The sequence below is a fragment of the Bradyrhizobium sp. MOS003 genome (assembly GCF_003020125.1).
Lineage (GTDB): Bacteria > Pseudomonadota > Alphaproteobacteria > Rhizobiales > Xanthobacteraceae > Bradyrhizobium.
Genome location: NZ_PYFW01000004.1, coordinates 434,654 through 460,175, shown reverse-complemented (window position 1 = coordinate 460,175; position 25,522 = coordinate 434,654). Strand labels below are relative to the sequence as shown.

The window sequence follows — 25,522 nt, the reverse complement described above, 5'->3', positions numbered from 1 at the left end:
TCCCTGGTTTCTTTTATTGGTTGCTCTGCCAGATCAGCACCAGCCCGAAGCCGGCCATGGCGGCGCCATAGCCAGCCCACTGCAGCTGGTCGACCATGAAGCTCGATCGCGGCCAGGGAACCGTACCCGTGCCCTGTCCGATCCAGAGCAGCCCGATGGCGAGGGCAAACAGGCCTGCTACAAGCAGAAATCTGCGCATGCATTCCTCCCCGTCGGTCTGCTTCCCTCGCGACTCCAAGCATGAACGATTGCCGTGGCCACGAAAGCTTGGGGCACACAGTAACCGTAGCTTTGGTCCGGATACAATGGCGCCGCCAGCAGAGCCAACGCGGCGATACCCACCGCCTGTCGTAATCCGCAGGCGGGCGGTCACCGACGTCATGTGAGTGATCGAAGCCCGGCCCGGCGCTGCGTACGGCGCCGAAGCCGAGCATTGGTCGCCGACGAGACCATAACGAAAAAGCCCCGGCGATGCCGGGGCTTTGACGTCTGAACTTGCGTTCGGATCAGTCCTTGGTCGCTCAGTACTTGGCGACGACCGGACCGGTCCAGTTGAAGCGGTAGACCAGCGAGGTCGAGATCGTCTGGTTCCAGCTGTTGGCGCGGATGGAGTTGCCGGTCAGCGCGTTGGTGCCGTCGAACAGCTCGTCCGAGGTCTTGGCGTTGTAGAAGGCCGAACGATACTCGGTCTTCATGAACCAGCCGGGCGAAGAGACGCCGAAGATGTTCAGGCTGTTCTCGACACCGCCGCCGACGAACCAGCCGTTGCGGTTGTAGCTGTTTAGGTGGATGCCAGCCGGGGTGCCGGCCAGATTGGTGAAGTTGGTCTGGCCGAAGTGAGCGCCGGAGTAGCCGCCGTTGACGTAGGAGAGAACGTTCGGAGCGACCAGCCAGCCGAGGCGCACGCCCGCGGCCCAGGAGGTTTCCAGCTTCTGGTTGCCGGTGAGGCCGAAGATCGGATCCTGGATCGTGGCGCGGATGCTGCCGAACTGGCCGTCGGCGAACACACCGGCAACCCAGGTGCCGCTGAACTGCCAGTCGTAACCGGCGCCGACCGTGCCGAACCAGCCGGAGCCGCCCTGGCGCTGGTCGATCGTCAGCGGAATGGCACCAACGGTGGTCTGGACGTGCTGGTCGGCATTGGAGAGGCCACCGCCGCCGCCGCCGAACACGTAGAAGCCGGTCCAGTTGGCGACGGGCGCCGGCATGGGGGCCTTCACGTAGGGACGGGCACCGAGATCGGCAGCCGAGGCGGAACCCGTCATCGCGGCAACCGCGGTCAGAGCGAGCAAAGTCTTTTTCATGTCAAAATCCCCAACCTTGGTCTGTCTAGCAGCGCGAGCGCACTGAAGTTCGTTTCATCTGATGCCCGGACTATAGACGTTTCCTGCGGGAATGCTGTTGCAGGGCAAGCACAGTCGCCGGAAAACGCCGGTGCGTGGGTATTTTAGCTACAGTTGTCAAAATCTGAAATAACCTTGTATATTCAATAGTTTGTCTGGTTTCTCGAATCTCTTATTCTGGTAGGGTTTCGTTAGGAAATCCGGCTTTGTCCGAAATGGAGGCAGCCGTGCCTCGCCTTGAGCGCCTGAGTCGCTGGCCGAGTCGCAGCGACGGTGGCGCGATTCGTTCAAGCCCATGCAGACCTCGGTGACGCCGTCGCGCTCCTTGAACGCAAAAAGCCCCGGCTTTTCGCCGGGGCTCTCCACGAAGTGCTATTGCGCCGCCGACTCAAACGTCCAGTAGTTCGTCGCTGGCGAATTCTGCCTTGTCCGTGATGAAAGCGAATCGCGCCTCGGCCTTGGTGCCCATCAGGCGCTCCACCGAATCCGCAGTGGTATCGCGGTCGTCGGCGAGCAGCACCACCTTGAGCAGCGTGCGCTTGGCTGGATCCATGGTGGTTTCCTTGAGCTGCGCCGGCATCATCTCGCCGAGGCCTTTGAAGCGGTTCACCTCGACCTTGGCGTTGGCGTTGAACGCGCTCTTGATCAGCTCTTCCTTGTGCTTGTCGTCGCGCGCGTAGACCGACTTGGTGCCGTGCGTGAGCTTGTAGAGCGGCGGCACGGCGAGGAAGAGATGTCCTTCGTCGATCAGCTTCGGCATCTGCCGGTAGAAGAAGGTGATCAGCAGCGAGGCGATGTGGGCGCCGTCGACGTCGGCGTCGGTCATGATGATGATGCGCTGATAGCGCAGATCCTCTTCGCGGTATTGCAGCAGCTGGCCGCAGCCGATCGCCTGCACGAGGTCGGAGAGCTGGGCATTTGCCGTCAGCTTGTCCTTGCCCGCGGAGGCGACGTTGAGGATTTTTCCGCGCAATGGCAACACCGCTTGGGTCTTGCGATCACGTGCCTGCTTGGCGCTGCCGCCGGCCGAGTCGCCCTCGACGATGAAGAGCTCGGAGCCGTCGGTGCCGGCATCGGTGCAGTCGGCGAGCTTGCCGGGCAGGCGTAACTTCTTGCCGGCGGTTTTCCGCGCGGTCTCCTTCTCCTGCCGCCGCCGCAGCCGTTCTTCGGCGCGGTCGACGACGAAATCGAGCAGCCGGTTGGCCATGTTCGGATTGCCCGACAGCCAATGGTCGAACGGATCCTTCATCGCCTGTTCGACGATGCGCTGCGCTTCGGCCGTTGCGAGACGATCCTTGGTCTGGCCCTGGAATTCGGGCTCGCGCACGAACACCGAGAGCATCACGGCGGCTCCGACCATCACGTCTTCCGACGTAATGGACGAGGCGCGCTTGCCCTGGCCGACGCGCTCGGCGTGATCCTTCAGACCGCGGAGCAGCGCGCTGCGCAGGCCGGATTCGTGCGTGCCGCCATCGGGCGTCGGGACGGTGTTGGTGTAGGAGGACAGGAAGCCGTCGGCATCCGCGGTCCAGGCCACTGCCCATTCGCAGGCGCCATGGGCGCCGTTGCGGCCCGACTTGCCGGAGAAGATGTCCGGGTGCACCAGCGTGTCGGCGTGGATCGCGGCCGCCAGATAGTCCTTGAGACCGCCGGGGAAGTGGAAGGTCGCTTCCGCCGGCACGTCCTCGACGCCCTTGAGCAGTTCGGGCGCGCAATTCCAGCGGATCTCGACGCCGCCGAACAGATAGGCCTTCGAGCGCGTCATCTTGAACAGGCGCTGCGGCTTGAACGCAGCCTTGGCGCCGAAGATGTCGGTATCGGGCTTGAACCGGACGCGCGTGCCGCGGCGGTTGTTGATCTTGCCGAGGTCCTCGAGCTTGCCCTTGGGATGGCCGCGCTCGAACGTCATGCGATAGAGCTTCTGGCTGCGCGCGACCTCCACCTCGAGCAGCGAGGAGAGGGCGTTGACCACGGAGATGCCGACGCCGTGCAGACCGCCCGAGGTTTCATAGACCTTGCTGTCGAACTTGCCGCCCGAATGCAGCGTGCACATGATGACTTCGAGCGCCGACTTCTTCGGGAACTTCGGATGCGGATCGATCGGGATGCCGCGGCCGTTGTCGGTGACGGTGAGGAAGCCATCCGCGGAGAGCTCAACGCCGATGAAGGTCGCGTGTCCGGCCAGCGCCTCGTCCATCGAGTTGTCGATGACTTCGGCGAACAGATGATGCAGCGCTTTCTCGTCGGTGCCGCCGATATACATGCCGGGCCGCCGCCGCACCGGTTCCAGACCTTCGAGCACCTCGATGTCGGCCGCGGTGTAGTCGGCTTCGCCGCCGGTTCCGCGCGGCGCCGCCTTGGGCGCACTGCGCGCCTTCGGCTCATCGCCGCCGAAAAAATCGTCTTTTGCTTTGGGCTTCAATTGCTTGGACATATATCTTGATACGCTTTGAGGGGCCGCATCAGCGGCGAATCGGTCGGGCCGACTATGCCACTTCTGACTTGGAAAGGTTACCGCGGGGCGGACCGGGCGGAGTGGTTGGGATTCAATCCCGGCGATTTTACGCCGCAGGCCCTGCATTTGCCGGCAAATTGACCGGCTGGTCCGGGTTGAGCCGAGCTTTGTGACTTGATGTCACACAAGCCCTTGGCTTACCAGTCCTTTTCATCGAGCAGCACCTTGAGACGGGGCGGGAAGGCTTTTTTAGATGGAGCAGTTTGCGCACGCCCTGGCCGATTTCGTGCGCGTTCACCAGGCCTGGGCGGCTCCGATCGTGTTCCTGCTCGCGTTCGGAGAGTCGCTCGCCTTCATTTCGCTGCTGATCCCGGCCTGGGGCGCGCTGGTCGCGATCGGTGCGCTGATCGGGGTGAGTGGCATCAGCTTCTATCCGGTCTGGATCGCCGGCGGCCTCGGGGCGGCGCTGGGCGACTGGGTCTCGTACTGGTTCGGCTATCGCTACAAGGAGAAGGTCGCCCAGATGTGGCCGCTCTCGCGCTATCCGGAACTCCTGCCCAGAGGCGAAGCCTTCGTGCGCAGCTGGGGCATCCCCAGCATCTTCATCGGCCGCTTCTTCGGCCCCTTGCGCGCCTCGGTGCCGCTGGCGGCCGGCATCTTCGAGATGCCTTATTGGAGCTTCCAGGCCGCCAATTTCGTCTCGGCCCTGATCTGGTCGGCCGTGCTCCTGCTGTTCGGCGACGTACTCGCGAAGATCATGGAATGGATCTGGCGGGTGGTCTGACGCCGAACCTTGACGAAAGCCTGATCTGGCCTTATAGCCGCGCGCCATGATCAACGCCGCGACCATCCTGTTCGCCCGTCGCCGCCGCCGCAGTCTTGCGGTTTGGGCGGTCGATCGCGTTTGAGATCATCGTCTTTGCCGCTGGATCCGATCCGCGGCATTCTCTCTCCTGTCAGCGCGATCTGATCCGGCGGCCCCCAAAGAGGCTCAGCAGGAGACCACGATGTACACGCCACCCTTTTTCAAGCCGGACCGCGCCGCGAGCCTGAAATTCGCCGACGAGCGCGGCTTCGGCACCATGTGTGCCTTCGACGGCCGGAAGCCGGTGGCCTCGCCGCTGCCGTTCTATCTGACCTATGCGGCCGACGGCACGCCGCAGGCCGCCTTTCATGTCGCCCGTCACAATCCGCTGCTAAAGCTTGCGGGCGGCGATGCGTCCTGGCTGCTCGCGGTCAACGGCCCCGACGCCTATGTATCGCCGGACTGGTACGTCTCGCCGGACCAGGTGCCGACCTGGCTCTACCAGTCGGTGCATCTGAGCGGACCGGTGCGGATGTTGTCGGATGATGAGCTGGCGGTGCAGATCGACACCCTCAGCGACAAGTTCGAGAACTGGCTGTTGCCGAAGAAGCCGTGGACGTCTGACAAGATGACCGCCGGACGGCTCGAGGCGATGAAGAAGGCGATCGTGGGCCTGGTGATGACGGTTGAGGAGGTCGAAGGCAGCTTCAAGCTCAACCAGCACAAATCCGACGCCGACTATGCGGCGATAGCCAATGCGCTCGGCGCGCAGCCCGCTGCTGACGCCAGGCACATCGCACAATTGATGCAGGACGTGAGGCCGGAGGCCTTCGCGAACGAAACCAACATGCTCGAAGGGAGCGCGCCATGAGCCTCGCTGACATCAAACAGGCCCCGAAGGGCGCTGCCACCAAACCCGCAACCGTCTTCGTCGACGGCGGCTCCGGCACCACCGGTCTCGGCATCAACGAGCGGCTGAAGCACCAGAACGACGTCGTCGTGAAGACGATCCCTGACGACAAGCGGAAGGACCCCGCTGCCAAGAAGGCGCTGATGGAGGAGGTGGACCTCGTCATCCTCTGTCTGCCCGACGATGCCGCCAAGGAAACAGTCGCGCTGGTGGACAGCATGGGCGCCTCGGGCCCGAAGGTGCTCGACGCTTCGACCGCCTACCGGGTCGCGCCCGATTGGGCCTACGGCTTTCCCGAACTGACGCCGGACCAGGCCGGCAAGATCAAGGCGGCGAAGAAGGTCTCCAATCCCGGCTGCTATCCGACCGGCGCGATCGCGCTGCTGCGGCCAATCGTCGATGCTGGCCTGTTGCCGCAGGATTATCCCGTCACGGTCAACGCGGTGAGCGGCTATTCCGGCGGCGGCAAGTCAATGATCGCGAGCTTCGAGGACGGCAGCGCGCCGTCCTTCGAACTCTACGGCCTCGGCTTCGAGCACAAGCATCTGCCGGAGATGCAGCTTTATTCGAACCTGACGCGGCGGCCGATCTTCATTCCCTCGGTCGGCAACTACCGGCAGGGCATGCTGGTCTCGATCCCGCTCCAGCTCGACACACTGCCGGGCAAGCCCACAGGTGCAGACCTGCAAGCTGCGCTGGCAAAGCGCTACACCGGCTCGACATACGTCTCGGCGATGCCGCTCCAGAACGAGGCGAGCAAAGGCGGCCGGATCGAGCCGGAGGCGCTGAACGAGACCAATCAGCTCGAGCTCTACGTCTTCGCCAATGACAAATATCAGCAGGCCGTGCTGGTCGCCCGGCTCGACAATCTCGGCAAGGGCGCGTCCGGCGCGGCCGTGCAGAACATGCGGCTGATGCTGGGATTGCCGACAAGCAACTGATCAGACGTTGCTCGCGAGGGCCATCTGGTGGACCGAGCGACGCTGCAGCTTTCGACCCCGGCAAGACGATCGAATGACACCTGAAGGGTACGCCTGATGAGTTTGAAGAAGATCGGCATTCTCGGCGCCTCCGGTTACACTGGCGCCGATGCGGTGCGCCTGCTGGCGCGGCATCCGAATGCCGAGATCATCGCGCTCACCGCCAACACCCACGCCGGCAAGTCGATGGGCGACGTGTTTCCGCATTTTTTCATGCTGGACCTGCCGAAGCTCGTGGAATGGGAAAAGGTCGATTGGAGCAGGCTCGATGCGGTGTTCTGCGGGCTGCCGCACGGCACCACGCAGGAAATCATCGCCGCGGTCCTCAAGGCCAATCCCAAAATCAAGGTCCTGGACATGTCCGCCGATTTCAGGCTGCGGGACAAGAACACCTATGCGCAATGGTACGGCCATGAGCACCGGGCGCTCGAACTGCAGGGTGAAGCTGTCTATGGCCTGACCGAATTCTATCGCGAGAAGATCATTTCGGCGCGGTTGGTGGCCTGTCCCGGCTGCTATCCCACGGCGGCGCTGCTCGCGCTGGTGCCGCTTGCGAAAGCAAAACTGATCGACGTCGACGACATCATCATCGATGCGAAATCGGGCCTCACCGGCGCCGGCCGCGGCCTGAAGCAGAACACGCTGTTCAGCGAGGCGGGCGAGGGGCTGTCGCCCTATTCGGTCGGCACCCACCGGCACGCGCCCGAGATCGAGCAGGAGATCGGCGTCGCCGCCGGCTCTGCGGTGACGATCAACTTCACGCCGCATCTCATTCCGATGGCGCGCGGCGAACTGTGCACGTCCTACGTCAAGCTGAACGGCGCGACGCCGGACGATCTGCGCGCCGCTCTGGAACAGGCTTATGCCAACGAGCCCTTCGTGCACGTCGCCAGGAAGGGCGTGCTGCCGCAGACCCAGAATGTGCGCGGCTCCAACTATGTACAGATCGGTGTCGTCGCCGACCGGATCAAGAACCGGGCGATCGTGATTTCCACGCTCGACAATCTGGTGAAGGGTTCGGCCGGGCAGGCGATCCAGAACATGAACCTGATGTTCGGGCTGCCGGAGACGGCGGGGCTGGAGCAGATCGCGCTGTTTCCATGACACGAGGTCCTGTAGTGGACGATGCGACCCTGCAATTCTATCGGAGCAACGCCCGGTCCTACGCGGACTGGGCGAAGGCACCCTCGACGCGGCTGCGCGGCTTTCTCGCCTTGCTGCCATCGGGCGGTTCTATCCTCGAGCTCGGCTGCGGCGCCGGCAATCATTCGGCCGTGATGCTGGCCGAAGGGTTTTCGGTGCGCGCGACTGACGGCTCGCCCGAAATGGCGGAGATCGCGTCGCAGCGACTCGGCCATCCCGTCGAGGTGATGCGGTTCGACGAGCTCGAGGCGAACGAGGCCTATGACGGCGTCTGGGCCAGCGCTTGCCTGCTGCACGTGCCGCGCGACGAACTCGCCGGCATCCTCGCAAGGATTCATCGCGCCCTGAAATCGTCGGGCGTCTTCTATGCCAGCTACAAGATGGGCGAGAGCGACGGCCGCGACAGCCTCGGGCGCTATTACAGCTATGTCTCGCCCGAGTGGCTGGGTGCGACCTACGCCAGTTCGGGTCCGTGGATCACGCTGTCATCCGAAACCAGCGTGATCAAGAGCTTCGACGAGACGCCCGCTAACATGCTGAATCTCGTCGTGCGCAAGGCCTGAACAAGAGGCGTGGTTTCTAGAGCACCTTGAAGATCGCCAGCGCCAGCACCGCCTGGGCGAGGAAGCCGACGGTGAAGGCCAGCGTGCGGAACACGGGAATCCCGAGCGCGTAGACGATCAGATGCGCGACGCGCGACCAGAAATAGACGGCGCAAGCGAGCACGGTCCATTTCGAGGAATAGTCGATCGCGTTGAGGATCAGCACCAGCGGCGCGAACAGCACGAGGTTCTCGACCGCGTTGTCGTGCGCGAACATCAGGCGGTTTGCCCACTCCGACTGCGGCTTGTCGCCGCGCGAGGGGTTGGCCATGGCGCCCGAGAGACCGCGGACCTGGCACCGGTTGATGGTGTAGGGAATCCAGAGGATCCCGGTCAGGATCACCGTCAGTGTCAGCCAGAACAATTCGCGCGTCATGGTTCGATTCCCTCTGTCGTCGCTGCGTCGAGCGCGAGTCTATACAAAAGCGTGGAAGATTCCGCTATGCGCGGACCCTGACATAGCTGCCGGGCGCGTCCTCGATCGGCGGCAGGGCGTCGCTGCCGACGCGGCGCGCCGGGACTTCTTCCGGATCGAGTTCGCCGAGCCATTGGCGCCAGTCCGGCCACCACGAGCCCTTGTGCTCGACCGCGCCCTTCATCCACTCGGCGACGGTGACGTCCTTGATGTTGTCGTTGGTCCAGTACTGGTACTTGTTCGAGGCGGGCGGATTGACCACACCGGCGATGTGGCCCGAGCCCGACAGCACGTACTTCACGGGACCGCCGAAGAACTGCGAGCCGTACAGCACCGATTCAGCGGGCGCGATGTGATCCTCGCGGGTGGCGAGGTTGTAGACGGGCACCTTGACCTTGGAGAGATCGAGCAGCGTGTTGTCGAGCACCATCGTGCCGGTGGAGAGCCGGTTCTCCAGATAGCAATTGCGCAGATAATAGGAGTGATTCGACGCGGTCATGCGCGTCGCGTCGGAATTCCAGTGCAACAGGTCGAATGCGCTCGGCTGTTTGCCCTTCAGATAGTTGCTGACGACATAGGACCAGATCAGGTCGTTGGAGCGCAGCATGTTGAAGGCCATCGCCATCTTCGAGCCTTCGAGCACGCCGGCGGCCTTCATGTCCTGCTCGAGCGATGCGATCTGCTCCTCGTCGACGAACACCAGGAGATCGCCGGCATGGCTGAAGTCGACCTGGGCCGCGAAGAACGTCGCCGACGACACCCGCTGGCGGCGCTTCTCGGCGAGCCAGGCCAGCGTGGTCGCGAGCATGGTGCCGCCGACGCAATAGCCGGCGGTGTGCACCTTCATCTCGCCGGTGACCTTCTCGATCACGTCCATCGCCGTGAGCGGGCCTTCCTTCATGTAGTCTTCCCAGCTCTTGTTGCCGAGCCGCTTGTCGGGATTGACCCATGAGATCACGAACACGGTGATGCCCTGGTCGACGCACCATTTGATGTAGGATTTCTCGGGCTTGAGATCGAGGATGTAGAACTTGTTGATCCAGGGCGGCACGATCAGGAGCGGGGTGCGCAGCACCGTCTCCGTGGTCGGCGAATACTGGATCAACTGCATCAACTCATTCTGGTAGATCACCTTGCCCGGCGTCGTCGCCATGTTGACGCCGACGACGAGATTGTCCGGATCGGACTGGCGGATCTTCAGCATGCCGTTGCCGGCGGCGATGTCCTCGGCCAGCATCTTCAGGCCGCGCGCCAGATTCTCGCCGCTGCTCGCCATCGTCTCGCGCAGCACCTCCGGATTGGTCAGCACGAAGTTGGAGGGCGACAGCGCGTTGGTGAGCTGCTGCATGTAGAACTCCGCCTTGCGGCGGGTCTGCGGATCGAGCCCGTCGGCGTCGCGCACCAGCTCCTGCGCCCATTTGCTCGTGAGCAGATAAAGCTGCATGACGAAATCAAAGAACTGGTTCGATTTCCATTCCGGATCGGCAAAGCGCTTGTCGCGCGGCGAGGGCGCGATCGCGGGAGCAGCGTCCTGGCCGGCCATGCGGCGCGCCGCCGATCCCCAGAGGTCGAGATAGTCCTTGGCGAGCTTGGTCTGCAGATCGGAGGAGCGGGACGTATCCGACAGCCAGTACTCGGCAACCGATGTGAAGGTCTTGACGACCTCGGTGAGCTCGGTCGGCGGGCGATCCTGCACCTCGCCGCTTTCGCGCGGCTTCAGATAGGCGGCGAGCGCCTTGCCGCCGTTCTCCATCGCCCGCGCGACATTCATCGCGAAGGCTTCCGCATCGAACTTCGGCTCGGGTTTGGGCGTATCGGTCGTGGCCATACTCATGCGCAGAACAGTAACGATTCATTCCGTATTCGTCACCGCGAAGCTCGCATGTTTGACGTTAAACCCTCTCGAAGATGTGTTGCACTGCGACAAATCTTCTCGGTTCCGTCACAATCGGGCCGCACGGCTCGGTTTGGTGGGCAATGGCTGTTTTCTCGCTCGCACCATTTGGGCACAATGGTTTGAGCTTGGGCGCGGTCTTGGGTAAGATTGCCCGGGGCCGTGCTTTGGGACGAGTAGGGGATTTCCCAGGTGTTGGCGTTATGGGACCTGCAAAAGACGCTGCCGATCCGCGGCGCGCTGCTGATCGCGGCGCTCGCCGTCGGCGGCTGCTCGAGTCAGCTCGCGGATATGACGCCCATGGATGCGCAGGCGCATCCCAGGGAGCCTGGCACCTATCTTCCGGTGCACGACCTTCCGCCGGATCGCGATCAGGCGGTCATCCCGCCGGAGCAGCGCGCCAAGATCGAGGCTGAGCTCGCCGCCGCGCGCGACCGCCAGGCGGTCGCCGGCAAGGATGCGAAATGAGCCGCTCCAAGGTAATCGCTGGCGCCCCCGCCTTGCCGTGCTAAAAGACCTCGGTTCAGCCGAGAGTCAGGGCGAACGACTTCAGTCTTCGTCGTCGATGATTGCTCTAAGCATTTGATTTTGAGTAATTTTCACGACGGAAATGGACGCCTTTCCGAATTGCCGTCCCGGCCTGTCGATTCTGTCCTGACCGGTTGCCCCGGAGCCCAGAGAGCCATGGAAGAATTTTACCGCATCCGCCGCCTTCCGCCCTACGTGTTCGAGCAGGTCAATCGGGCCAAGGCGGCCGCGCGGAATGCCGGCGCCGATATCATCGACCTCGGCATGGGCAACCCGGACCTGCCGGCGCCTGCGCATGTGCTGGAGAAGCTGAAAGAGACGCTGGGCAAGCCGCGCACCGACCGTTACTCCGCCTCCCGAGGGATCAACGGCCTGCGCAAGGCCCAGGCCGGCTACTACGCCCGCCGCTTCGGCGTGAAGCTCAATCCGGACACCCAGGTCGTGGCAACGCTGGGCTCGAAGGAAGGCTTTGCCAACGTGGCGCAGGCGATCACCGCGCCCGGCGACGTCATCCTTTGTCCGAACCCGAGCTACCCGATTCACGCCTTCGGCTTTTTGATGGCGGGCGGCGTGATCCGCTCGGTGCCCTCCGAGCCGACGCCGCAGTTCTTCGAAGCCGCGGAGCGTGCGATCGTGCATTCGATCCCGAAGCCGCTCGCGCTCGTCGTCTGCTATCCCTCGAACCCGACCGCCTATGTGGCGAGCCTCGACTTCTACAAGGACCTCGTTGCGTTCGCGAAGAAACACGAGATCCTGATCCTGTCAGACCTCGCTTATGCCGAGGTCTATTTCGACGAGAACAATCCGCCGCCCTCGGTGCTCCAGGTGCCCGGCGCGATGGACGTGGCCGTCGAGTTCACCTCGATGTCGAAGACCTATTCGATGGCCGGCTGGCGCATGGGCTTTGCGGTCGGCAATGAGCGCGTGATCGCAGCTCTTGCCCGCGTCAAATCCTACCTCGATTACGGCGCCTTCACGCCGGTGCAGGTCGCGGCGACCGCTGCACTGAACGGCCCGGACGATTGCATCAAGGAGATGCGCGACACCTACCGCAAGCGCCGCGATGCGCTGGTGGAATCATTCGGCCGCGCCGGCTGGGAGATCCCGCCGCCGGAGGCCTCGATGTTCGCCTGGGTGCCCCTGCCGGAAGCCTTCCGCAGCGTCGGCAGCATGCAATTCGCGACCCTGATGGTGGAGAAATCCGGTGTCGCGGTCTCGCCCGGCGTCGGCTTCGGCGAGCATGGTGAAGGATATGTCCGCATCGCCATGGTGGAAAACGAGCAACGGATCAGGCAGGCCGCGCGCGGCGTACGACGCTTCCTTGAAAGCGGCATCGAAACGTTGCACAACGTCGTTCCGCTCGCCAATCGGCGTTAAGTTCTCTTCGGCAGGTTTTCTAAGTCATCATGGTTGCACCCCTGAAAGTGGGCATAGCGGGGCTCGGCACCGTGGGCGCCGAAGTTGTCCGTTTGATTGAAGCGCAGGCCCGCGTGCTCGCCGGCCGCAGCGGCCGCGGCATCCGCGTGGTTGCCGTCACCGCGCGCTCGAAGGCGAAGAAGCGCGGCATCGACCTGCGCGGCGTCGAATGGGTCAGGGATCCCATGGCTCTGGCCACCCATCCCGGCATCGATTGCTTCGTCGAGCTGATGGGCGGCGCCGGCGATCCCGCGCTGTCGGCGGTCGAAGCCGCGCTCAGCGCCGGCAAGTCAGTGGTCACGGCCAACAAGGCGCTGCTCGCGAAGCACGGTTTGAAACTGGCGAAAGCCGCTGAAAAGCACGGCGGCGCGCTGAATTACGAGGCAGCGGTCGGCGCCGCGATCCCCGTTATCAAAACGTTACGCGAGGGTCTTGCCGGAACCGGCATCAACCGCGTCTACGGCATCCTCAACGGCACCTGCAATTACATCCTGACACGGATGGAGCAGGAGGGCCTGTCTTTCGCCGAATGCCTCGCGGATGCGCAGCGGCTCGGTTATGCCGAGGCCAACCCGTCCTTTGACGTCGACGGCCACGACACCGCGCAGAAGCTCGCCATTCTTGCCAGCCTCGCCTTCGGCACCAAAGTTGCTCAAAGCGCGGTGTATGTCGAAGGCATCTCCTCCATCGCGCCGGAAGATCTGCGTGCGGCCGCCGATCTCGGTTACCGCCTCAAGCTGCTCGGCGTTGCGGTGCGCACCGCCAAGGGCATCGAGCAGCGCGTGCACCCGACCATGGTGCCGAAATCCTCCTCGATCGCGCAGGTGATGGGCGTCACCAATGCGGTCACGATCGACGGCGAGGGCATTCCGCCGATCACGCTGGTCGGCCCCGGCGCCGGTGGTGCTGCGACCGCATCTGCCGTCGTTGCCGACATCGCCGACGTCGCGCGCGGGATCCGCGCCAATCCGTTCGGCCGGCCCATTTCTCAGTTGCGCGACACTAAGAAGGCGCCGATGGAGCGGCACGAGGGCGGCTATTACATCCGCCTCCTGGCGCGCGATTTCCCCGGCACTGCGGCTGCGATCGCGACGCGGCTTGCCGAGCAGAAGATTTCGATCGAGTCGATCGTGCAGCGTCATCCCAATGGCGGCGTTGCGCCCGAAAACGGCAAGGCGGTCCCCGTGCCGGTCATCCTGATCACTTACGCCACTCACGAAGACGCCGTGCGCCGCGCGCTCGCCGCCGTGCAGAAGGACAAGGTGATCAGTGGACGGCCGCAGGTGATCCGGATCGAGAAGAACTAGAGCGTGAACAGACGAGCGGTTCGAACGAACCGTGGGTGTTGCGAGTTGATGCGGACGGAGATGTCCGTCCCAAACGTTTCGAAGGAGTGAGCCGATGTCGACCCATATTTCAGTCCCCCCGCAAGCGTTGCTCGAGCGCATCCTCACGCTGGAGATCGTGCGCGTGACGGAACGGGCGGCGGTGTCGTCGGCGCGGCTGCGCGGACACGGGAACGAGAAGGCGGCCGACCAGGCCGCGGTGGATGCGATGCGCCGCGAGCTCAACAAGCTCCCGATCGAAGGCACGATCGTGATCGGCGAGGGCGAGCGCGACGAGGCGCCGATGCTCTTCATCGGCGAGAAGGTCGGCATGAACGCCGGCCCGCAGGTCGACATCGCGGTCGATCCGCTCGAAGGCACCACGCTCTGCGCCAAGAACATGCCGGGTTCGATTGCCACCATGGCGATGGCCGACGGCGGCACGCTGCTGCACGCTCCCGACGTCTACATGCAGAAGCTCGCGATCGGCCCCGGCTACGCCAAGGGCGTCGTCGAGCTCGACGCCACGCCTGCCGAAAACGTACGACGGCTTGCGAAAGCCAAGGGCGTCCAGCCTGACGGCATCACCGTTCTCGTGCTGGACCGTCCGCGCCACGCCAGCATCATCGAGAGCGTGCGCTCGACCGGCGCTGCCGTGCGCCTGATCACCGACGGCGACGTCGCCGGCGTGATCCACTGCGCCGATCCCGACAACACCGGCGTCGACATGTATCTCGGCACCGGCGGCGCGCCGGAAGGCGTTCTCGCGGCCGTGGCGCTGCGCTGCATCGGCGGCCAGATGCAGTGCCGCCTGATCCTCGATTCCGGCGAGAAGATCGAGCGCGCCGCCAAGATGGGCGTCAGCGATCCCAAGATGATCTACGGCATCGAGGATATGGCGCGCGGCGACTGCCTGTTCGCCGCCACCGGCGTCACCACCGGCTCGCTGCTGTCGGGCGTCAAGTTCCGCAAGGACGGCGTGATCGAGACCGAGACGGTCGTGATGCGCTCCGTCACCGGCACCGTGCGCTACATCAAGGCCGAGCACCGCGAGCTTGCGAAGTTCCATCTGGACTAAGTTAAGATACGCGACCCTCGTTCCGGGCCTGCGCTTCGCGGCGCAACCCGGAACGACCAAGAACAAGCAACATTCAGGGAAGCGCCATGTCCGATCTCTCCGCCGTCAGAGCCCTTGTCTTCGACGTGTTCGGCACCGTCGTGGACTGGCGCACCAGCCTCATCACCGACTTCATGTGGTGGGCCAAGGGACGCGGCATCAGCGCCGACTGGACCGCTCTGGTCGACGGCTGGCGCGGCATGTACATGGCCTCGATGGACGACGTGCGCAAACATCCAGAGCGCGGCTATGTCATGCTGGATGATCTGCATCGCCGCTCGCTGGAAAAGCTGGTCGCGCAGTTCGCGATCAAGGGCCTCACCGAGGCCGATCTCGATTATCTCACCAAGGGCTGGCACCGCCTCAATCCCTGGCCGGACAGCGTCGCGGGCTTGACGCGGCTGAAGACGAAATTTGTGATCGCGCCGCTCTCGAACGGCAACGTCGCATTGCTCACCAACATGGCGAAGTTCGCGGGCCTGCCGTGGGACCTCATCATGTCGGCCGAACTGTTCGAGCACTACAAGCCCGATCCCGAGACCTATCTCGGCGCGGCAAAGCTGCTCTGCCTCAAGCCTGATGAGGTGATGATGGTCGCCGCCCACAACGGCGATCTCGCGGCCGCCCAGAAGAACGGGCTGAAGACCGCCTTCGTGGCGCGGCCGACGGAGTACGGTCCGTTGCAGAAAGTCGATTTCGAGGCGACCGGCAATTGGGACATCGTCGCCAGGGATTTTGGCGGGATCGCCGACAAGCTTGGCTGCTAAACCGGACTCTCGATAGGATGTGCGCGGACCGCAATGGTCCGGGCGGCACGCGCGCCGCCCGGACCAATTTGCGAAGGGCTACAACGTCATCTGCATCGGTTCGGGATAATAGTGGAAGCCTTCACCGGCCTTGGCGACGTGGCCGTAGCCCGGCCAGGCGAAGTGATAGGACATCACCGGCGTCTTGTTGGCCGCGAGCATCGTCAGAAGTTTGACGCGCGACTCGGCCGCCTGCTTGGGGTCGGTGTCGTAGGAAAATTCCATCCGCGGCCGCTCCAGCAGCAGCACGGAATGGTGCGAGAGGTCGCCGAGGAAGGCGAACGATTTGCCGGCCGAGGAGACCATGAAGATGGTGTGGCCGACGGTATGGCCGGGCGCGGAGATCGCCTGCACGCCGGGCAGGAATTCCTGGCCGTCCTTGAAGAACACGATCCGGTCGCGGACCGGCAGCAGGTTCTTGCGGGCGTGAACGACGAAGTCCTTGGCCGCGCTTCCCAGCTTGCCTTCGTCGGTCCAGAAGTCGAAATCGGTCTGGGAGATGTAGATCTGCGCGTTCGGAAACAGAGGCTTGCCGCCTTCGTCGACGATGCCTCCGATATGGTCGATATGGGCATGCGAGCACACTACGGCATCGATGTCCCCCGGCTTGATGCCAGCCTCCGTCATGCTCTTCTGTTGCCGGCCGGTGCTGGCGCCGAACATCTTCGATGAGCCCATGCCGGTATCGAACAGGATCAGCTTGTCGCCGGTGTTCACGATCGGCGAGTTCTGTTCGAGCACGACGTTGTCCGGCGACAGGAAATTCTCCGCCAGCATCTTCTTCACCTCTTCCTTGGGAACACCGGTGAAGGTTCCGGAGGGATCGCCAAGCGGCAGCGGCCCGTCGGAGACGACAGTGACCTCGGCATCGCCGAGTACGAAGCGGTGCCAGTATGGCGTCTGGGTACCGAGCTTCGGAGCCCGCGCCAATGCGCTGGTGCCGAGCACGGCGCTGGCACCGAGGCCAGCTCCAAGGCTGGCTCCAAGTGCGAGTAGGGATCGACGGGAGACATCGATTGTCATGCATTTCCTCCGGTTTTGTCTTTTGTTTTGCGCGATTGTTCGCGCGTTGGGGCCGGCCTGATCGGCCACGCGGCCGCGGCCCGGCAGAAAAGTATGCTGCTCCGGCCGCGACAAGCTAGCAAGTGGAATTAGTGCGCAGATTCACGCAGGCCTAGAACGGGCTGCGGCAGCGGGACGGCCGCGTGTGGAGGCGCACCGACCGCACGAACGAGGCGAATTGCGCCTTACGCAATTTTCAACGTGAGATCGCTTCCTTCCGTCTCGGCAAAGCCCGCCTGCAACACCTCTTCGCGCTTGTGACGGAGATGCGCGCGCAGAATATGCGAGAGGCCGGCGCCGTCGCGACGCTGGAGCGCGTTCAGGATGGCGTCATGCTCCTTCACGGCGAGCGCCCAGCGCTGCGCCGTCATCGGCGTGACGTAGCGCGCCCGACGGATGCGGGCAGTCACGGACGTATATAGCCCCGCGAGCACGGGGTTCCCGGCTGCGCTGACGATGGCTTCGTGAATGGCGCGGTTGCCGCGGTAATACTGGATCAGATCGTCGTCGCGATAATGCTGCACCATGGCCGCATGCGCGGCGGCGATCAGGTCGATCTCGGCGTCCGTGATGCGCTCGCAGGCGAGCTCGCCGGCGAGGGCCTCCAGTCCCTGGCAGACTTCGAACAGGTCGCGCATGTCCTTGTCGGTGAGCTTTGCCGCGCGTGAGCCGCGATGCGGCAGCAGCTGTACCAGCCCCTCGGCGGCCAACACCTTGAGTGCCTCGCGCAGCGGCGTGCGCGATATCTCCAGCCGCTCACACAGCTCGCGCTCCGGTATCCGCGCCCCCGGCGGAATTTCGCCATCGAGCAGGATGGCGCGGATACGCCCGACGACGTCCTCGTGAAGCATGGGGACAAGCACTCCAATTTGAATGCAAAAGTGGGTTGGATGATCGTAACTTTCCAAGTTTCAGCTTGCTAATCGCAAATTTTGCATTCAAAAATGCAAAAAACAAGAGGATATGAGGAAATGGACCGGGCGGTAGGGGCAGACGACCTCGTTTTTGAATGCAACGAAGGCATCGGGCGGATCACCTTCAACCGCCCGCAGGCCCGCAACGCCTTCACTTTCGCCATGTACGAGCGGCTCGCCGCGATCTGCGAGCAGGCCAACAGCGATCATGCGATTAAGGTGCTGGTGCTGCGCGGGGCCGGCGACAAGGCGTTCGCCGCGGGCACCGACATCAACCAGTTCCGCGAGTTCAAGGTGCCGCAGGATGCGATCGACTACGAGAAGCGTATCGATCGGGTGCTGACCACCCTCGAACAGTGCCGGGTGCCGACCATCGCGGCGATCAACGGATTCTGCACCGGCGGCGGCGCCGGCATCGCCGCGGCCTGCGACCTGCGCATCGGCACACGCAGTGCGCAGATCGGTTTCCCCATCGCCCGGACGCTCGGCAATTGCCTGTCGATGTCCAATGTCGGCCGTCTCACCGCGCTCATCGGCGCCGCGCGCGTCAAGGACCTGATCTTCACCGCGCGTCTTATCGATGCCGCGGAGGCGGCGAGCATAGGGCTGCTCGGCGAGGTCGTCGAAGATCTGGCTGCGCTGGAGCGGCGCGCCGACGAAGTGGCCCGGCTCGTCGCCAGTCATGCGCCGCTGACGCTGAATGCGACCAAGCAGGCGGTCGGCCGGCTGCAACAGCGGCTGACGGGAGACGAAGACGAGGACCTCATCCTGATGTGCTACACGAGCCAGGATTTTCGCGAAGGGCTCGATGCTTTCCTCAACAAGCGCGCCCCGCAATGGCGCGGTCAATAGGACGCCCCGATGCAAAGCGATCGATCGCAATCCACCTCCCGCCGTTCGGGACCTCTTGCCGGCCTCAGGGTCGTCGACCTCACCCATGTGATGGCCGGGCCGACCTGCACCCTGATGCTCGCCGACATGGGCGCGGACGTCATCAAGATCGAGAAATCGCCGAACGGCGACGACACCCGCCATTCGGTGCCGCCGAAGATCGGCGATGAGGCGGCCTCCTTCCTGATGATGAACCGCAACAAGCGCGGCATCGTGCTGGACCTCAAGACCGAGGGCGGCAAAGAGGTGCTGCGGCGGCTGATTGCGGACGCCGACGTGCTGGTCGAGAATTTTGCGCCGGGCGCGATGGAGCGCCTCGGCTTCGGCTACGAAGCGCTGCACCAGCAATTCCCGGCGCTGATCTATTGCTCGCTCTCGGGCTTCGGCCGCACCGGTCCCTACAAGCATCGCCGCGGTTTCGATCTCGTCGCCCAAGCCATGAGCGGCATCATGAGTTTCACCGGCGAACGCCCCGACGGTCCGCCCGTCAAATGCGGCCCGCCGCTGTCGGACATCACCGCCGGCCTGCTTGCCAGCATGGGCATCCTCGCGGCCTATGCGCACCGGCTCAAGACCGGGGAGGGCCAGTGGGTCGAGACCTCGCTCTATGAAGCCGCCCTGGTGCAGACCTATTGGCAGTCGACCATCGCGCTCGCCGCGGGCACGGCGCCGCGCGCGATGGGCTCTGCCCATCCGCTCAATGCACCGTATCAGGCGTTCGAAGCCTCGGACGGCTGGCTCGTGGTCGGCGGCGCCAACAAGAAGCATTGGCTGTTGATGCTGGAAGCGCTCGGAGCGAGCGAGCTCGCCTCCGATCCGCGTTTCGTCAATGGCGCCGACCGCATGGCCAATCTCAGAGAGCTGGAAGCGCTCCTGAGCGAGCGCTTCCGGACCCGGTCGCGAGCGCATTGGCTCGCGGCGCTGGACGAGAAGGGCGTGCCGTGCGGACCCGTGCACGACATGCTGGAGGCGCTGAGCGATCCCCAGACTCTGGCGCGCGAGATGGTCGTCGAGGTCGAGCATTCCACGCTCGGCCCGGTCAAGACGATCGGTCTTCCCGTCAAGTTTTCGGAGACCCCAGGCAAAGTGCTTACGGGCGCCCCGGTCTATGGTGAGCATACGCGCGAGGTCCTGGCCGAATATGGGTTCGACCAGAAGCAGATCGAAGCGCTGGAAAAAGACGGCGCAATCGTCCTGGCATCGGGAAGACGCGAGGAACGCGTCGCCTGACCGGACGTCGATACGACAACGATAAAAGACAAAAATCAGCTGGAGGAAATCATGGGTCGGACGTCGATATTTCTGCTCTCCGCAGCCGCAACGATGCTCGCCGGCACGATGCCGGCGCTGAGCGCCTGGCAACCGCAAAAGCCGATCGAATTCGTCGCCACCGCCGGGCCCGGCGGCGGGACCGACAACCTCGCGCGCGCGGTGCAGAACATCATCACCAAGCACAAGCTGGTTGAGCAGCCGATCGTCGTGGTCAACAAGGGCGGCGGCAGCGGCGCCGAAGGCTATGTCTACGGCAAGGCCTCCGCCGGCGATCCCTACAAGGTGATCTTCGGCACCTCGAACGCGTGGCAGCAGCCGCTCGTCTCCAAGGTCGCCTTCAACTACACCGACCTCACGCCCGTAGCGGCGATGGCGCAGGATGAGTTCCTGCTCTGGGTCAAGCAGGACGCGCCCTACAAGAATGCGGGCGACTATCTGAAGGCCGCCGCAACGGGCGAGTTCAAGATGGGCGGTGCCCAGTCAAAGGACACCGACGAGGTCCTGACGCGCATGATCGAGAAGGCCGGCAAGGTCAAGCTGACCTACATTCCCTTCAAGAGCGGCGCGGAGACCGCCGTGCAGCTCGCCGGCGGACACCTCGACTCTCACGTCAACAATCCCAGCGAAAGCCTTGGGCAATGGCGTGGCGGCACGCAGCGGCCACTCTGCGTTTTCAGCCCGAAGCGGCTGCCGCAGGGCGCCAAGGTCACCGCGACCGAAGGCTGGGGCGACGTTCCGACCTGCGTCGAGCAGGGGCTCGACATCAAGCAATATGAGCAGCCGCGCACCGTGTGGCTGCCCGGCAAGGTCACGCCGGACCAGGCCGCGTTCTATGTCGACCTCATGAAGAAGGTGCAGGCGACGCCCGAGTGGAAGGACTACATCGAGAAGACGTCCCAGGTCGACACCTTCCTGACCGGCGCCGAGTTCGACAAATTCATCAAAGAGGATCTCGAGCACGTCAAGCAGGTCGCAGGCGAGCAGGGCTGGCTGGTGAAGTGAGGCGGCGAATGGGCTTCGATCGCGCAGCCGACTGCAGCCCTGGTCCTCATCCTGAGAAGCCCGCCGGAGGCGGGCGTCTCGAAGGATGGCAGCGGATGCGATGTCGCCTGGAGCCGTCCTTCGAGACGCCCGCCTCGGAACGAGGACTGTTTCCCCGGAGCTGCCCATGATCTCACGCCGCGCGCTTGAACTCGCGACTGCCGTCCTCACCGGTGGCTTTGGGGTCGCCGTGGTGGTCCAGAGCCTCGACAACGGCATCGGCTGGTCGAGCGCGGGCGTCGATGCCGGCACGTTTCCGCTCCTGACCGGCACCATCATCGTGCTCGGGAGCCTCTACAACCTGGTGCGGGGCGTGTTGCCGGTTGCGTCCCTGGCCAATGTCCCCATCGCGATCACGCAGATCGAGTTGCGCCGGCTTGCCGGTCTGTTCGTGCCGGCCGCGATCTTCGTGGCCGCGATCCCGCTCGCGGGGATGTACGTCGCCTCGGCGCTGTACGTCTTCGCGGTGCTGGCGATCCCCCGGCATCAATCGGTGCCGCGGGCGCTGGTGATGGCGGCTGCGACGGCGCTCGCGCTCTACGTGGTGTTCGAGCGCATGTTCCAGGTCAGCTTGCCCCACGGCGCGCTTGCCGCCGCACTCGGCTTCTGAGGGCGAGGCCGATGGATAATCTCGGGGAACTCCTGCACGGCTTCAGCATCGCGGTCACCGTGCCGCATCTGGTGCTGATGGTGGTTGGCGTGCTGCTCGGCATTCTCGTCGGCGTGCTGCCGGGGCTGGGTGCGCCGAACGGGGTGTCGCTGCTGTTGCCGCTCACCTTCGGCATGCAGCCGGTATCGGCGATCATCCTGCTCTCCAGCATGTATTGGGGCGCGTTGTTCGGTGGCTCCGTCACCTCGATCCTGTTCAACATTCCGGGCGAGCCGTCGTCGGTCGCGACCACCTTCGACGGCTATCCGATGGCGCGTGACGGAAGGCCGACCACGGCGCTCGCCACCGCCTTCGGCTCGGCGGCATTCGGCGCGCTGGTCGGCGTCATCCTCATCACCTTCCTGGCGTCCTGGGTGGCGCAGGTCGCGCTTGCCTTCGGGCCGGCGGAATACTTTGCGGTCTATTTCCTGGCCTTTGCCAGCTTCGTCGGCATGGGCGGCGCCGCGCCGATCAAGACGGTCGTGGCGCTTGCGATCGGGTTTTCGATCGCCGCGATCGGCATCGACACCGTCTCCGGCAGCGTCCGCCTCACCATGGGTGTCGATGAACTCGTCAAGGGCGTGAGCTTCGTCGTCGCGGTCATGGGCCTGTTCGGGATCGGCGAGCTGCTGGTCGCGGTCGAAGAGGAATTCCATGCCCGCGCGGTGTCCTCGAAGATCGACTGGCGCGAAGTGTTCCGCGCCGTCGGCCGCCTGCCGCGGCATAGCGTTGCCTTGCTTCGCAGCGCCGCCATCGGCTGCTGGATGGGGATCACCCCGGGGGGCCCGACCGCGGCATCCTTCATGAGCTACGGCATTGCCCGCCGCTTCTCGCGCCGTGGCCGCTATTTCGGCACAGGAGAGGTCGAAGGCATCATCTCGCCGGAGACGGCCGATCATGCCGCCGGCACCAGCGCGCTGCTGCCGATGCTTTCGCTCGGTATTCCCGGCTCGGCGACCGCCGCCGTCATGATGGGCGGGCTGATGATCTGGGGCCTCAATCCCGGGCCGATGCTGTTCGTCGACCAGAAGGATTTCGTGTGGGGCCTGATCGCATCGATGTATGTCGGCAACATCGTCGCCGTTGCCCTGGTGCTGCTGACCGTGCCGGTCTTCGCAGCCCTGATGCGGATTCCCTTCGTCGTGATCGCCCCGCTGATCGTGATCATCTGCGTTGTCGGCGCCTATTCGGTGTCGAACTCCTATCTCGACGTCGTCATGATGCTCGGCTTCGGAATCGTCGGCTATCTCTTCAAGAAGCTGTTCTATCCGCTGGCGCCGCTCGTGCTCGCCATCGTCATCGGCGACAAGGCCGAGGATGCCTTTCGGCAGTCGATGCTGATGTCGAAGGGATCCCTCGGCATCTTCTTTGCCAACAAGCTGGTGACATGCCTGATCGTGGCCGGCGTCGCGCTCTTGCTGCTCCCGCTCGTGCTTCAACTCGCCCGTCTCTGGCGCAAGCCCGCAGCCCCCGCGACCGAAACGACCGCCCAGGAGAAGGTGATCATATGACCGCAAAGCCGCTGATCGCACTGGCCATGGGAGATCCCGCCGGCATCAGCCCTGAGCTGACGGCCAAACTGCTGGCACAAGAGGACATCCGCGCGAGCTGCCGGCTCGTCGTGATCGGCGATCGCCGCATCTTCGAGGAGGGCGCGCGCATTGCCGGTGTCAAGCCGGCGCTGAAGATGGTGGAGCAGGGGGCTGATCTTCGCGCGGCGGAGGAAGACGCGTTGTTTCTCGATCTTCGTCACCTCGATCCCAAACAGGTCGAGCCGAAGACCGCAACGCTTGCCGGCGGCCAATTCGCGCTGGCGAACTATCGGCACGCACTCGAGCTCGGCCGCGACGGCCGTGTCGAAGCGGTCTGCTTCACCCCCTTCAACAAGCAGGCGATGCGGCTCGCCCGCGCGGAGTACGACGACGAGATTGCGTTTTCGGCCGAAGTGGTTGGGCTCAAGACGCCGGCAAGCGAGTTCAACGTGCTGGACCGGCTGTGGAACGCGCGCGTCACCTCCCACATCCCGCTGCGGGACGTCGCCGCAAAGCTGTCCAGCGAACGCATCCACCGTGCGCTTGAGCTGACCGATGCCTGCATGCGCAACGCCGGCTTCGCGCGGCCGCGCATCGCGGTCGCCGGACTGAACCCGCACGCGGGCGATGGCGGCAATTTCGGCCGCGAGGAGATCGACATCATCGCGCCCGTGGTTGCGGCCGGCCAGCGCGAGGGCATCGCGGCGGAAGGACCGTTTCCCGCCGACACCGTGTTTCTGCGCGCCAAGGGCGGTGCCTTCGATGCGGTGCTGACGATGTATCACGACCAGGGCCAGATCGCGATGAAGCTGATGGGTTTCGATCGTGGCGTCACCTTGCTCGGCGGCTTCCCTTTCCCGATCTGCACGCCCGCACACGGGACTGCCTACGACATCGCAGGGCAGGGCATCGCGTCGATCGGCGCCAGCCGTGCGGCGGTGTTGCTCGCGGCGGAGATGGCGGCGGCCGGCACGCGCCGTGGATGAGCACTACTTCGCCATCGGCGTCGTCAGCTCCTTGTCCGTCGTGTCCACCACGAACACGGCCAGCAGCTTGGCAGGCTCGGTATCGCTGGCATTCGCGCTGATGCCGTGGCGGTCACCGGGGTGTTCGGCAAAGTTCTCTCCCTTGTGAAAGACCTTGGCGGGGCCGTCATTGACCTGACTGCGGATCGCGCCTTCCAGCACCGTGGCGTAGATGAAAGCGGAGGGCGCGTGGATGTGGGCCGGCGACGAGCCTCCGGGACCATACTCGACCAGCACGCCCTTCATGCTCTTGCCGGGAGCGTTGGGCAGTGCCTGGTCGAACACGACCGTGACTTTCGCCAATGGCGCTGCCGGCTCGGCTGCGTGGACGGTCAGCAATGATGCGGCATAAACCGCTGTCGCGATCAGCAATCTGCGCATGGGAGCTCCTTATCTGCGGTGTCTTGTGAACATCAGTCTCAGAGGCGTGCGAGCCATGTTTCGAGCGGGGTTGCCCCGAGCCGTGCCTCGCCGAGCGGGACCAGCGATGTGTCGTCAATCGGGCCGCCGTAATACGGCGCCTTCGGGTTTCCAACCACGGGTCGGGTGTCGCCGGATGCCTTCAGGCGACGTGCGATGAATTCATTGAAGGGGGCCTTCTGGGGACCTGCGATGTCGATCGTGCCGTTGAGCGGCAGGCCCGTTGCGACCTCCGCAAGGCAAGCGGCGACGTCGTCGGCCGCGATCGGCTGAAACGAGGCCGAGGGAACGACGATCCTGCCGTCGAGCGCACCCATGTCGGCAATGGCGCCGAGAAATTCGAAGAACTGGGTGGCGCGCACGATCGAGTAGGGGACTGAGGAAGATTTGATGATCGTCTCCTGGGCGAGCTTGGCAAGGAAATAGGCGTTATCGGGCGACCGTTCGGTCCCGACAATCGACAGGGCCACGTGATGCTTGACGGCTGCGGCGGTCTCTGCCGCGACCAAATTCCTGCTCGACCGCTCGAAGAATTCGAGCACGGCGGCGGGCTCCCACGACGGCGCATTGGCGACGTCGACGACGACATCCGCGCCTGCCAGTGCCGCGGCGAGGCCATCGCCGGTCACGGCATTGACGCCTGATTTCGGTGAAGCTGCCACGGCCTCGTGGCCTTGCTGCCTGAGCCGCGCCACGAGCTTGGATCCGATCAATCCGGTTCCGCCGATCACGACGATCTTCATGGGCTGTCTCCTTGATATGTGACGTGCGCGAGATGGCCAATGCCAGTGCAAATTCGCGCGCTCACGTCGATGAACGTGATGCGAAGCGACTCTATTCGAACAAGGGCGCCGGGCTCTTGCCCGTAACGGGCGCGGCTTGCCGAAAAATGCTTCAGAAGCCGGGGTGTAATTTCACAAAGCCGCTAGGGGCATCCCCTCGTGCCGCAACACACTATGGCGATGATCGTAGATTGC

25 protein-coding genes are annotated in these 25,522 nt (G+C 64.3%); 16 read left to right on the top strand and 9 right to left on the bottom strand.

Annotation, left to right across the window (positions count from 1 at the left end; translation table 11 throughout):
• Positions 1-13 precede the first annotated feature (13 nt).
• The 3 genes from C7G42_RS21020 to parE all read right to left on the bottom strand — a co-directional run bounded on the left by C7G42_RS21020 (position 14) and on the right by parE (position 3,777).
• Positions 14-199 carry a hypothetical protein gene (locus tag C7G42_RS21020; RefSeq protein WP_106950856.1) on the bottom strand — a complete coding sequence of 62 codons (186 nt, stop codon included), beginning with the start codon at positions 197-199 and terminating at the stop codon, positions 14-16.
• 322 nt (positions 200-521) lie between these two features.
• The gene (locus tag C7G42_RS21015) at positions 522-1,304 is read right to left on the bottom strand and encodes an outer membrane protein (RefSeq protein ID WP_106950855.1); all 783 of its coding nucleotides are present in this window, start codon (positions 1,302-1,304) and stop codon (positions 522-524) included.
• 427 nt (positions 1,305-1,731) lie between these two features.
• Positions 1,732-3,777, bottom strand: a complete 2,046-nt coding sequence (gene parE / locus C7G42_RS21010; RefSeq protein WP_106950854.1) for a DNA topoisomerase IV subunit B — start codon at positions 3,775-3,777, stop codon at positions 1,732-1,734.
• A gap of 274 nt (positions 3,778-4,051) precedes the next feature.
• Here parE and C7G42_RS21005 point away from each other — a divergent pair, with 274 nt between their 5' ends.
• The 5 genes from C7G42_RS21005 (at position 4,052) to C7G42_RS20985 (ending at position 8,199) form a co-directional block, all read left to right on the top strand.
• Entirely contained in the window at positions 4,052-4,582 is a 531-nt protein-coding gene (locus C7G42_RS21005) for a DedA family protein (RefSeq protein ID WP_106950853.1), read from the top strand.
• Between the two features lie 223 nt (positions 4,583-4,805).
• The gene (locus C7G42_RS21000; RefSeq protein WP_106950852.1) at positions 4,806-5,474 is read left to right on the top strand and encodes an FMN-binding negative transcriptional regulator; all 669 of its coding nucleotides are present in this window, start codon (positions 4,806-4,808) and stop codon (positions 5,472-5,474) included.
• Positions 5,471-6,454: an N-acetyl-gamma-glutamyl-phosphate reductase gene (gene argC / locus C7G42_RS20995; protein ID WP_106950851.1), complete on the top strand. Its 984-nt coding sequence runs from the start codon at positions 5,471-5,473 to the stop codon at positions 6,452-6,454. Before C7G42_RS21000 ends, argC (C7G42_RS20995) begins: the two co-directional genes overlap by 4 nt.
• 96 nt (positions 6,455-6,550) lie before the next feature.
• A complete protein-coding gene (gene argC / locus C7G42_RS20990; RefSeq protein ID WP_106950850.1) occupies positions 6,551-7,597 on the top strand; it encodes an N-acetyl-gamma-glutamyl-phosphate reductase in 1,047 nt (348 codons plus the stop codon).
• A 14-nt stretch (positions 7,598-7,611) separates the two neighbouring features.
• On the top strand, positions 7,612-8,199 hold the full coding sequence (locus C7G42_RS20985; protein WP_106950849.1) for a class I SAM-dependent methyltransferase: 588 nt from the start codon (positions 7,612-7,614) through the stop codon (positions 8,197-8,199).
• Between the two features lie 16 nt (positions 8,200-8,215).
• Here C7G42_RS20985 and C7G42_RS20980 read toward each other — a convergent pair whose 3' ends face one another.
• A complete protein-coding gene (locus tag C7G42_RS20980) occupies positions 8,216-8,614 on the bottom strand; it encodes an MAPEG family protein (RefSeq protein ID WP_106950848.1) in 399 nt (132 codons plus the stop codon).
• Between the two features lie 64 nt (positions 8,615-8,678).
• The gene (locus C7G42_RS20975; protein ID WP_199581042.1) at positions 8,679-10,487 is read right to left on the bottom strand and encodes a PHA/PHB synthase family protein; all 1,809 of its coding nucleotides are present in this window, start codon (positions 10,485-10,487) and stop codon (positions 8,679-8,681) included.
• Positions 10,488-10,739: 252 nt separating this feature from the next.
• Between C7G42_RS20975 and C7G42_RS20970 the strand changes: the two genes are divergently transcribed.
• The 5 genes from C7G42_RS20970 to C7G42_RS20950 all read left to right on the top strand — a co-directional run bounded on the left by C7G42_RS20970 (position 10,740) and on the right by C7G42_RS20950 (position 15,700).
• A complete protein-coding gene (locus C7G42_RS20970) occupies positions 10,740-11,015 on the top strand; it encodes a hypothetical protein (protein WP_106950846.1) in 276 nt (91 codons plus the stop codon).
• A 216-nt stretch (positions 11,016-11,231) separates the two neighbouring features.
• Positions 11,232-12,452 carry an LL-diaminopimelate aminotransferase gene (locus C7G42_RS20965; protein WP_106950845.1) on the top strand — a complete coding sequence of 407 codons (1,221 nt, stop codon included), beginning with the start codon at positions 11,232-11,234 and terminating at the stop codon, positions 12,450-12,452.
• Positions 12,453-12,481: 29 nt separating this feature from the next.
• On the top strand, positions 12,482-13,798 hold the full coding sequence (locus C7G42_RS20960; protein ID WP_106950844.1) for a homoserine dehydrogenase: 1,317 nt from the start codon (positions 12,482-12,484) through the stop codon (positions 13,796-13,798).
• 94 nt (positions 13,799-13,892) lie between these two features.
• The gene (glpX, locus tag C7G42_RS20955; protein ID WP_106950843.1) at positions 13,893-14,894 is read left to right on the top strand and encodes a class II fructose-bisphosphatase; all 1,002 of its coding nucleotides are present in this window, start codon (positions 13,893-13,895) and stop codon (positions 14,892-14,894) included.
• 86 nt (positions 14,895-14,980) lie between these two features.
• Entirely contained in the window at positions 14,981-15,700 is a 720-nt protein-coding gene (locus C7G42_RS20950; protein WP_106950842.1) for a haloacid dehalogenase type II, read from the top strand.
• Between the two features lie 78 nt (positions 15,701-15,778).
• On the opposite strand, the gene C7G42_RS20945 is transcribed toward C7G42_RS20950, so the two are convergent.
• Both C7G42_RS20945 and C7G42_RS20940 read right to left on the bottom strand, forming a co-directional pair.
• Positions 15,779-16,762 (bottom strand): MBL fold metallo-hydrolase, encoded by a 984-nt coding sequence (locus C7G42_RS20945; protein ID WP_106950841.1) that lies wholly within the window; start codon positions 16,760-16,762, stop codon positions 15,779-15,781.
• Between the two features lie 224 nt (positions 16,763-16,986).
• The gene (locus tag C7G42_RS20940; RefSeq protein ID WP_106950840.1) at positions 16,987-17,652 is read right to left on the bottom strand and encodes a GntR family transcriptional regulator; all 666 of its coding nucleotides are present in this window, start codon (positions 17,650-17,652) and stop codon (positions 16,987-16,989) included.
• Between the two features lie 120 nt (positions 17,653-17,772).
• Between C7G42_RS20940 and C7G42_RS20935 the strand changes: the two genes are divergently transcribed.
• From C7G42_RS20935 to C7G42_RS20910, 6 genes are all read left to right on the top strand, one after another.
• Positions 17,773-18,567 (top strand): enoyl-CoA hydratase/isomerase family protein, encoded by a 795-nt coding sequence (locus C7G42_RS20935; RefSeq protein ID WP_106950839.1) that lies wholly within the window; start codon positions 17,773-17,775, stop codon positions 18,565-18,567.
• Between the two features lie 9 nt (positions 18,568-18,576).
• The gene (locus C7G42_RS20930; RefSeq protein WP_106950838.1) at positions 18,577-19,836 is read left to right on the top strand and encodes a CaiB/BaiF CoA transferase family protein; all 1,260 of its coding nucleotides are present in this window, start codon (positions 18,577-18,579) and stop codon (positions 19,834-19,836) included.
• 51 nt (positions 19,837-19,887) lie between these two features.
• Positions 19,888-20,880 carry a Bug family tripartite tricarboxylate transporter substrate binding protein gene (locus C7G42_RS20925; protein ID WP_106950837.1) on the top strand — a complete coding sequence of 331 codons (993 nt, stop codon included), beginning with the start codon at positions 19,888-19,890 and terminating at the stop codon, positions 20,878-20,880.
• 166 nt (positions 20,881-21,046) lie between these two features.
• Positions 21,047-21,529, top strand: a complete 483-nt coding sequence (locus tag C7G42_RS20920) for a tripartite tricarboxylate transporter TctB family protein (RefSeq protein WP_106950836.1) — start codon at positions 21,047-21,049, stop codon at positions 21,527-21,529.
• Positions 21,530-21,540: 11 nt separating this feature from the next.
• Positions 21,541-23,079, top strand: coding sequence for a tripartite tricarboxylate transporter permease (locus tag C7G42_RS20915; RefSeq protein ID WP_106950835.1), 1,539 nt, complete (start codon positions 21,541-21,543; stop codon positions 23,077-23,079).
• A complete protein-coding gene (locus tag C7G42_RS20910; RefSeq protein WP_106950834.1) occupies positions 23,076-24,086 on the top strand; it encodes a 4-hydroxythreonine-4-phosphate dehydrogenase PdxA in 1,011 nt (336 codons plus the stop codon). Before C7G42_RS20915 ends, C7G42_RS20910 begins: the two co-directional genes overlap by 4 nt.
• A 3-nt stretch (positions 24,087-24,089) precedes the next feature.
• On the opposite strand, the gene C7G42_RS20905 is transcribed toward C7G42_RS20910, so the two are convergent.
• Complete coding sequence (locus C7G42_RS20905; RefSeq protein ID WP_106950833.1) at positions 24,090-24,506, bottom strand: cupin domain-containing protein; 417 nt, start codon at positions 24,504-24,506, stop codon at positions 24,090-24,092.
• A gap of 38 nt (positions 24,507-24,544) precedes the next feature.
• Positions 24,545-25,288: an SDR family oxidoreductase gene (locus C7G42_RS20900; protein WP_106950832.1), complete on the bottom strand. Its 744-nt coding sequence runs from the start codon at positions 25,286-25,288 to the stop codon at positions 24,545-24,547.
• Between the last annotated feature and the right edge of the window lie 234 nt (positions 25,289-25,522).